1 protein-coding gene and 1 pseudogene are annotated in these 2,855 nt (G+C 37.8%); both read right to left on the minus strand.

All coding sequences use genetic code 11. From position 1 onward, the window contains the following. Positions 1 to 2,040 (minus strand): annotated as a pseudogene (locus tag F6K22_RS37650) (peptidase); the annotation flags it as partial. A gap of 455 nt (positions 2,041 to 2,495) precedes the next feature. Further along, positions 2,496 to 2,855, minus strand: a 360-nt coding sequence (locus F6K22_RS37655) for a DM13 domain-containing protein (RefSeq protein WP_293109918.1), incomplete at its 5' end; no start/stop codon positions are given.

Below are 2,855 nucleotides of genomic sequence, written 5' to 3' on the forward strand. Positions count from 1 at the left end.
TCTTTCTAAATTTTCCTCTATTTCCTGTTGCCTATTCCCAGTTAAATTTTCTCTATCAAAATCTTGATAAATCTCCTGTCGGCTCAATTGAGTCTCATCAAAATCTTCTCCTTCCTGTATTGGTAAACTTCCCAAACCCCCATCTATTCTCTGTTCCCTGTTCCCTGTTCCCTGTTCCCTATTCCCTATTAAAGGATAATAATTAGGATGATTAAATATAGCCTCCTTGTAAAGCTCATAATTACTAAAAGTTCTAAAATCATCAGGATTTAATCCTGTCGCTCCCCAATTTTTCGTTAAAATTCCCGAAATAATATCCAAAGTTTGCTGTAGATAAGTTCTACCATCAGGCAACCTTTCACTTCCCATCGGACCTGCTTCAGCATTATGAGCAACCGGACCAAGAGAAATAAAACTAATCTTATCTCGACGTTTAGCACAATTCCAATTAGATAGAAACACAATTGGCCACCTGCCAGGAAACATAATCGGACCTAATTTTTCCACACCATCCTTTTCTCCCACCAGATGATACAAACGTTCTACTTCCATTGCTCCAGTATTGCCACTTATTACCCCTGCCAAAGAAATAACTTCAATCGGCGCACCCGTCGCTTGCTTCAGAAAAGATACTGCCCCCATAGACATTTGACCGCCTCCACTATAACCAATCAGAGCGATCGGTTTTTTACTACCCAGGGGATAACCAAAGTAGAGAAGACTATCGAATAAAACCTGTGCTAATCCTTGATTTTGAATCAGACCGTAACGAGGGTCGGCAGCAACAGCAACGGCAGCCACATTTCGCAAATTAATAATACCTGCAATGGGATTATCAGGATTTCTCTGAGCGATAGAATCAAGAATATTCCACAAAAATGCTAAAGGTCGGTCTGTTGTTAAAGGTCGGTTTGTGGCAGAGTAAGGCATAATACCCTTAATAATTGCTACATCTGAGGGAGTAGCATCAGCTAAACTATCCAGAAAATTTTCGACAATAGGTAGATATTGGTAAGTACCTTGATTAATCCCATCTAAATACAAAACATAAACAGAAGCATCTTGGCGATCAGGTACTTCTGCAACTAAACTGCCTGAATATCTGAGAGTTGGAGCTTCATACCATCCCGCCCACCAAGTTAAAGATTCTAGGGGAGTAAAAATTATTGAGCATAAAAGAGCAATTAAACCGATACTTATTAAGTCAATAGTAAGTTTAACCGTATCGTTAAAAGCTGTGTACCAAATAGAGAAAAAATTTCCAGATGCAGGTGATAAGAGGATGACAATGGAAAAAGCAATAAATCCAATAACTATATATTTGAAGAGCGATTTGATTTTCTGCTTTTGGGGTTTATTAGTTTCTTGAGGTAACAAGTCAGTGGTAATCTGGAAGGAAGTAGATTGGTTTCCTGCCATGACAATTTCTTCTAGTTGTTGCCTATCTGTAACTAACTCAGTTCCAGCAGCAAGATTTAACAACCATTGCCCAAAAGCAGTAATGGGACGACCAATAGTGCGCTGAGATACCTGATGTACTATCCATCCCAAAATATTACAGGCAAATGCTCCCCAAATACTTAGTTGAGTAATTTCTTGTATTCCTTTGATTTCTGCTAGTAAGCTCCATAGAGTTAGTAGGACGCTAATAGGAATGCCAAAATAAGGTAATCCAATTAAAAACCCTAACATTTGAGGTGCATAACTCAACCCCAGGGTACGGATAACTGCTAGTAATTCTAAGTTAATATTAAAGATAAATTGGCTAACCAACCAAAGACTGATTGCCCAAAACCAAAAGCTAAAAAGAAATATAATTGCAGAAATTCCTAAGCTGAGGAAAAAGCGTAATTTTTTAACTTTATTAATGAACAGTACAACACATTGTCCGATCGCTTCTGACAAACCAGCAATTAAGACAATAGTTAATGCTGCCTCAGTTCCTTGAGGTAGACTATTAATTTGGTTATAGACTTCTGGGTTGAGAGTTAATGCACCTGATATAAGATGCCAGAACAGGTCAAAAGCTGATTCTGTCATAGTTTTTAACTAGCTAGTATTGATGAAAACTTATGCTCGCAATATGAAGATTTAGGGTTTGCTGAAAAAGTATGTGTGGTAAGGGTAGGAGTCAGGAGTCGTAGGGGTGATTCGCGAATCACCCGTACAGAATAAATGGGAATGATAGGGGAGGTAGTCGGAATAATTGTACCTTGATTTTTCTGCCCTTGTCTACAGAAAATCCTAACTTTTTGGTAGCTCAAGCTGAAAAAGTTGCACTTTTTTTCAGTCTAACAAGGTTGAAGCTTTAGAATGTCAATGCTTTTAGATTAAGAGAGCAAACCGTACTTATTTTCACGCAATCGCGTCAGGAAGTAGAGGTTGCATCCAACGTCCCTACTAATACCACTTTGAAAAAAGAATACTACAAAAAGATGTATTTCTATCAGAAATGCTAAAAAAAAAGCTGATAGCTGATAGCTGATTGCTAATTGCTAGTTAAGCTTTGCCGAACCAAAAGTAACATCAAATTTTTCACACCAAACTACAACATTTGGGAAATCTTGCCAATTTATTCCTTCTGGAACGTCATAAATTTGTTCCCCTATAAAACTTTTTAAATCTCCCAAACGTACAAAATTTTGTGCTGTATAACTTCCCGGACGATTTTGTTTATGTAAAAGCAATCTTACTGCCGGACCTTCAATAGCAGAAAAATTTTCCCCTAACCGCACTTGAGTTTTATTTCCTACCTGAATAATTTCTGCCGTACCTTGCGTATCTTCCCCTGGAGTAATAGTTACAAATTCTCCAGAAGCTAAAACCTTATTTGTCTGTGCTAAAGTTGGATAATT

The organism is Okeania sp. SIO2F4 (assembly GCF_010672385.1).
Lineage (GTDB): Bacteria > Cyanobacteriota > Cyanobacteriia > Cyanobacteriales > Microcoleaceae > Trichodesmium.